Origin of the sequence: Cupriavidus mimosae (assembly GCF_023952485.1) — a bacterium.
Lineage (GTDB): Bacteria > Pseudomonadota > Gammaproteobacteria > Burkholderiales > Burkholderiaceae > Cupriavidus > Cupriavidus taiwanensis_C.
In genome coordinates this window covers 1-6,357 of record NZ_JALHRY010000044.1, presented here as the reverse complement: position 1 = coordinate 6,357, position 6,357 = coordinate 1, and the positions used below count along the sequence as shown (strand labels likewise).

General features: G+C 57.8%; 4 protein-coding genes. 1 reads left to right on the top strand and 3 read right to left on the bottom strand.

Annotated features, from left to right (window positions below):
• Nucleotides 1-41: 41 nt before the first annotated feature.
• Together MKD50_RS29820 and MKD50_RS29815 are read right to left on the bottom strand one after the other, a co-directional pair.
• Nucleotides 42-1,013, bottom strand: coding sequence for a ParB/RepB/Spo0J family partition protein (locus MKD50_RS29820; RefSeq protein WP_012354633.1), 972 nt, complete (start codon nt 1,011-1,013; stop codon nt 42-44).
• Nucleotides 1,010-2,221, bottom strand: coding sequence for a ParA family protein (locus tag MKD50_RS29815; protein ID WP_012354634.1), 1,212 nt, complete (start codon nt 2,219-2,221; stop codon nt 1,010-1,012). The genes MKD50_RS29820 and MKD50_RS29815 overlap by 4 nt, the downstream gene beginning before the upstream one ends.
• A 1,226-nt stretch (nt 2,222-3,447) precedes the next feature.
• Here MKD50_RS29815 and MKD50_RS29810 point away from each other — a divergent pair.
• Nucleotides 3,448-4,845 (top strand): replication initiation protein, encoded by a 1,398-nt coding sequence (locus MKD50_RS29810; protein WP_012354635.1) that lies wholly within the window; start codon nt 3,448-3,450, stop codon nt 4,843-4,845.
• On the opposite strand, the gene MKD50_RS29805 is transcribed toward MKD50_RS29810, so the two are convergent.
• Entirely contained in the window at nt 4,832-6,160 is a 1,329-nt protein-coding gene (locus tag MKD50_RS29805) for a helix-turn-helix domain-containing protein (protein WP_012354636.1), read from the bottom strand. The genes MKD50_RS29810 and MKD50_RS29805 overlap by 14 nt on opposite strands.
• Between the last annotated feature and the right edge of the window lie 197 nt (nt 6,161-6,357).

The window sequence follows — 6,357 nt, the reverse complement described above, 5'->3', positions numbered from 1 at the left end:
AACCCGCCATTTGGCGGGCCTTCTTGTCACCTCGGGTCAGATTACTTCGGCTGGTGGTGGAACGTCTCGCTGATCAGCTGGCGGATCTGGTTCTCCAGCGCCTCGCTCAGTGCACCGAACTTGATCTTGACGGTGAAGCCGTTGGCGTCCTTGGTAATCGAGCCGGCATGCTCCTTACCGGCAAAGAACTTGTCGATGCTTCGCTCGCTCGCTGAATTGGCGGCATCAACTCGACGGGTTGCCAGCGCTTTTATCGCATTTGCTGCTTTGCCCTGGTCCATCTTCCCCGATGCCACCAGTGGCCAGATTTCCTTCGCCGCTGCATCGCCCGCCTCGCCATACTTGCGGATGGTCATAACGATCGCTTCGGCGGCCGTCCCGCCGAGCAGGGTAGGCTGAAGATCCAGATCCCGGATTACATAGTCGGGGAGTTGGGCAAAGCTGAGGAATCGGTAAAGCCCGCTTCTGGACAGCCCGAGAGCCTCGGCCAGACGAGCGCGAGACGGGAATTCCTTCTCGGTCTGACGAATGGAAAGCGCAATCTCATAGTCAGAGAGATCATCACGGCTGACGTTCTCCACGAGAGCCAGCACCGCCATATCGGCGTCAGACGGCTCAGCGACCACCGCTTTGATGGTATCGGCGCCCAGCATCTTGTGGGCCCGCCACCGGCGCTCACCGGCCACGATCTGATAACCCATTTCGGCGCGGCGTACCACGATAGGCTGCATCAACCCAACCTCTCGGATGGACTCCGCGAGGTCCGCGAGTTTTGAATCGTTGAAGACGCGCCGAGGCTGCCAGGGGTTCGGCACGATGTCAGCGACCGCGATTAGGGACGCAACCCCGGCAGCCTCGAGCTCCTGCACGCGCATCTGTGCCACGGCCAGTGCACCAGCCAACCCAGGTGCGGTCTGCGTGCGATCGTTACGCTTGATCTCGTCCTTCTGAATTGCCGACGTCTTCCGGATACCAGCCGTCTTCGCCAATAGCTGTTCTCGCATATTGCTCATTGCGCGCTCCTCCATTTTTCTGCGTAGATTTCATCCAACCATCGGCAATAGTCGACAATCGGCTGGCGCACCCGCTGCAGCGATTTTGCAGCGCTATGGGTACTACTCACGTCGAATACCGTTGAGAAAGCCAGGGCCCCAGTGCTCATCACAGAACTAGCGGGCACTTCAATTGAATGCAGCCAGCTCTCATAGGCGCTTTGAGCCCATGCCCGAACAATCGGTGCAGAGGACGTACGCCCATAGTCGACCCTCGACAGCAGCAGCGACACGAAGTCGTACTTCTTGTCCGCTTCGTATTTGATGAAGCTCTTGGAGACATCGGAGAACAGGCGCCAGAACGACAGCGAGCTGATGAAATCCAGGTTCTCTGGCACCATTGGCATGACCATGGCATCTGCCGCCAGCAAGGCGTTCAAGTTCATATAGGAAAGCGAGGGCGACGTGTCCATCAGGATGTAGTCGTAGTGCTTCCGTAACGGCTCCAGTCCCTCCCTGAGAACAGTCCAGAAACGGAAGCCCGGCTTGACCTTCTGCATGGCAGGCAAATGGAACTCCGCGCCGATCAGTTCTGTGTGCGCGGGAATGAGATCCAGGCCGTCCCAGTATGTCGATTGCACTTGGGACAGCAAGCCCCCCTCGATCTGCTGATCGTAGATATACGGCAGAACGGAGTCTTCTGGCGAGACGTCCTTCTCGGCGTAGAGACCACACAGCTCGGAAAGCGACGCCTGTGGGTCTAGGTCCACCACCAGCACCTTTCTGCCGCGCAGCGTCAGTCCCTGGGCGAGGCACATCGTTGTCGTAGTCTTGGCCGAACCGCCCTTCAGTTGGGCCGTGATGATGATTTTCCCTTCGGGCTCCCGCGTACCGGTGACCAGCGGTGTCTGATAAATGTCCGACACCTTCTGCACCCACGTGCGCGCCTCCTCCAACGTGAAGGTCCGCGTGCGTCCTGTTCCCGCTGCAGTACCTGGCGGCAATTCCCCATCGCCCTTGGTGGCAAGGTATTGAACCTGGGAATGTGAGATGTTGCACATCTCGGCGATCTCCCCGGTCTTGAATACCGGGGCGGTTTTTCTAGGACGCGGCGCAAGGATCGTCTGACGCAGTTCATCCGTGAAAATGGTGACCTTTTCCGCGAACTGGGATATTTGCTCAAGCGGGACAGTCCGATCGACTGCAGGAAGTTGGCTCGTTTTCACCATTCTGAGGTTTTTCCGCAAAATTCTGGAAAGCTCAGAATACAAGAAACGCTTGAGCAATGCTTTATAAACTGTTGTTTTTGAAACCAACTATCCTAAAAAACCACAGTTTTGCTCAAACTTTAGGCGAATTAGGGCGTCTTGCCCTGCACAACCCCATACAGGCGGTGTCAAACAAGCGGCCCCCGGGCGTATGCAGGCGCGGCAAACCAGCACAAATGACCTCACCATCCCGGCCAATCCAGTCAATCGTGATGCCAATTGCCTGGATGCTAGAAGCCTAGTTCTGGGATTATGCACAATTGACCTCACCTTGCCGGTCGAGCCGTGGGCCGCCTAGGCCATTGACACCACCTCGCACGGCGCTTCGACGGGAACGCTCTGCTTGGATTTTGCCTCGTTCAAATGAGGTCGCGACGGCCGGATTCACCCTGCATCGACAATGGTGAGGTTCATTGTGCGTGCTTCGTACGCGCCTTATTGAGGTCGCACAATGAACCTCACCCTGCAGGAGAAAAGCCTGCCAACGTCTTGCACAACGGACCTCACCTTTACTGCAGCACAAAAAACCTCACCATCAAAGACTTGTGTGACGACCGGCATGAAGGATCCCCGGCAGAGGGAGCCTTGGCGCTTCGTGAAGAATTCTGCAGCCGGCCCAGCGTGATGTTGGTGCCGTCGGCTGGGCGACCCTCCACGGCAGGACGAGGTCTGCGTTGCCCGCGCATCTGACGAGCCCCAGCACAGTCGGCGATCTTGTGAGCGTGGACCGTGCCTGTTTGTTTAGTTTTTTGAGAAGTAAACACACCGACAAACAAACGGAAAAAAGCAAAGCCCTTTCTAATCAAACACTAGATGCCAGCAAGGTGAGGTGCAATGTGCCAAAGGTGAGGTGTGTTGTGCCACGAACGTGCGGTTTGATGTGCGAGCAAGGTGAGACTCGTTGTTCCGCAAGGTGCTAGTTCTTGTGCCGAGGCAGTCAAGGTGAGGTACGTTGTGCGGACGCTGTGGATATCCCCGCTGACGCTAGGCTAGATGCCAACTTAGCCACTGCCCGCCTTGCGCAACGGTGAGGTCCATTGTGCGTAGGGTGAGGGTCGTTGTGCTGGGACCGCAGGGCAAGGTCAGGGCCGCTGATGCCTGGCTTTTATGGTGAGGTTCATTGTGTTGAGAACCTCACCATCACGTGCTAGAGTCACCCCAGCCTAAAAAGAGGGGAACCACAAGTTATGGCGGCCGAGAATCCGGTGGAGATCAAAACGAGGACCACGCCTCGGCAAATGGCGCTCGCATTGTTCGAAGACATGTTTGACCTCGGCACGTCCATCAACGAGGCGAACCGCGAAATCGGCTATCAGCGCAATAACTTCTTCACGGAAATCGTGAACATGGGGCTAGCGGCGCGACGGTTCCTCGATGCCGCCTACTTCATCGTCGCCCAAGAGCCGGAAGTCCCAGATCAGTACGACGTTGAGCTGAACTACTTCAAATGGCTGATGCGGTACGACAGCCGCAACCTGAAGCATTTGCGCACCATCGCAGACGAAGCGCAGAACGCGAAGGTCCGCGTCACCAACACGCCGTCAGACCGTGAGCCGGCGGAAGATGATATTTGGGTGCAGGTGCAACTGATCGGTATGGTGGCCATGCATCGTGGCCGCATCCGCTTCGACGTGCACCACAGCCTGATCCCCCACATTCGCGACCCACGCAAGTCCCACTGGCTAAGCCTGCGGATTTCGACGGCATTTACGCGCAGCCTGGCGCGCGCCATCTACGACAAGGTCTTGCCGAGCGTGCCGGCAGGGCGCACCGACTGGATCAAGCTGGACGAGATGCGGACCTGGCCAGGGAAGATGGGCGCGAACGCCAGCATCTTCAAATATTTCAAGCGCGACTGGCTTGAGCCAGCGGTCCGGGAAATCAATGAGATCTCGGACATCGAGCTGTCCTACGAAACTCGGACGGAATCGACCTCGTCGAAGAAGGTTGACCGCATCCGCTTCCAACTCCAGCGCAAGGACACGGCCGATGCGGTGATGGCGAGCCTATCTGACGCGAGCCAGATCTACAAGATCCTGAAGGACGAGTTCAACCTGTCCACGCGCCAGTTCACCGAGATCTCCGAGAACCGGGAAGCATGGAATGACGACCGCATCCTGCAAGCGATCGAGTACACGCGGTTCAAGCTCAATCGGGGCCAAGTGAAGAAGAGTCCGTCCGGCTATCTGATGAAGGCGTTGCGCGACAACTGGCGCATGTCCGAAGCTGAGCGGACCATGGTTCAGGTCCAGACGAAGCTGCTCACGGAGGAAACGGAGAAGGAAGCCGTAAAGGCAGCAGTGAAGTCATCCGTTGAGCACAGCGTGGCGTCGCGTGATGAAGAGACGCGTGCACGCATGAATGAAGAATCAGCCCAAGGTCGCGCGCATTTTACGTCGGCTGATACCAAAACTCGCAGGGAGTTTATTCGGGCTTGGCTGGCGTCGCGCGAAGGCAAGCTTGTACTGCGGCGGATGAAGCTGGAGCCTGCATCCGTCTCCGAAGACGTCATCCTGACGACGCCAGATTTGTCCTGGTACTTGGGACAGTTCGTGTTCGGCCGCGTGGCACTCAGTCGCGCATGACACAGCGGATTTCTTCGCGTTGATCGACGCTGTCGCTATCGCAGGTTTTTGATTCCTGCGCTGACTTCCGTAGCATGCCATAACCTGTTCGGGGTGTAGCCAGTTCCTTGGATATGCCGAGGCCAAAGCAATCTAACTCCTGAGATGCGTTCCTGCCGTGCACCAGCCCGCGGATAGTCTCAATAGCCGCTCGCGCCACTACCGACGACGGCTGCCCCGGCTGCGTTAACTGGATGGGGCCGGAAGAGGACCCACACGCTACTCTGTCCATCTCAAAGAGCCAGGCGCGCGCCTGATCGTGCCCCACCGAACTCCGGCGACCGTTGCGGTCAATAAACACGATCGACGCTGAATCGACTTCATAGGTCGACCCATCTGGTGCTGAAACCCGCTTGCCTCGGTATCTCGCCACCAGCTCGGCAATCTGCTGCCGCTCTCGTGTGGCCCGAGCCTCGGCTGCTCGCCCTGCATCTTCACGGAGCTTCCGCGTCCGGACTATATGTCCGTAGTCAACAGGCATCTCGAGGAGCGACTTGAGGTACGCGAACAGTTCTCGTCCCCGGAGCGGCCTGAGCGCATTGCCAGCCGCCGAGACGACGTCTGACAAACGGTGGCCCGTGGTTCTCGCAAGCTTCATCAGTAGGAACAGCGCGGACATCTTTAGGGCTTGGTCGCGTACCAAGGGCGCCAGGTCCATCGGCACCGCGCGACCGTCAATCCGCAAAAAGGATCCCGGCCCCGGATGTTTCTTCGTAGAAGACTGCATGGTCTTGTTTACGCCATTCACCGGTGCGAGACATGTAGAGGCCCCCGACTCATCAGAGCGGGTCGGAACGTGGATAGTGGACTGAACCTGCAGGCTGGTGATTCCAATGCATCGGAGCAACTTTGAGGAGAACCCGATCCGCCCAACGACCTCAAGCTGCGCCCTGGTGCGCCGCTGCCGTTCACGCTTAATAAGCCCGGCATCTTCAAGCGCACCAAGCGCTCGATAGACCGTGGCCTCACTCATCCCGAGGTGTTGCGCAATCGTTGCCTTCTTTATGAAGGCGAGCGCAGACGGATCCTTCTGGTTCAAAGCGAAGCGGACGAGCGTGGCCAGTACCTGACGATTCGTGATGTGCAAAGTCCGAAGTCCATCGGACTCGTAGACCAGCGCGATTGCTCTAAGAATCCGCTCAGGCAGCCGGCCGGCATCGAGCCTTGCTGCATTGGGTTGCAGGCCTTCGGCGGCGACAGGTTTAGGAGCATGCGACGCATCGCCGCACTTTGTTGTTCTTCGGGCAATAGGAAGCCCGTCGAAGCTACATGTCATCTTCGATCAGCGCAAACTTGGAAAGGAGGCATTGACAGCGAAGGCGCGGGCTTCGTACACTCGATCTGTCTTGTAGGTCGAGTCAAAGGGGTTTCGAAGCTCGTGACCTCTTTTGCCTATGCCGATGAAAAACCTGGAGTTGCTGGACTTATACCCTGCAGGTACATAGTTGCAGTGGGGAGCCGCCAGAGACCTAG

Bases quoted from the DNA above. Each gene is read 5' to 3' on its own strand.
- MKD50_RS29820 (WP_012354633.1), bottom strand. From the start codon at position 1,013: ATGAGCAATATGCGAGAACAGCTATTGGCGAAGACGGCTGGTATCCGG.
- MKD50_RS29815 (WP_012354634.1), bottom strand. From the start codon at position 2,221: ATGGTGAAAACGAGCCAACTTCCTGCAGTCGATCGGACTGTCCCGCTT.
- MKD50_RS29810 (WP_012354635.1), top strand. From the start codon at position 3,448: ATGGCGGCCGAGAATCCGGTGGAGATCAAAACGAGGACCACGCCTCGG.
- MKD50_RS29805 (WP_012354636.1), bottom strand. From the start codon at position 6,160: ATGACATGTAGCTTCGACGGGCTTCCTATTGCCCGAAGAACAACAAAG.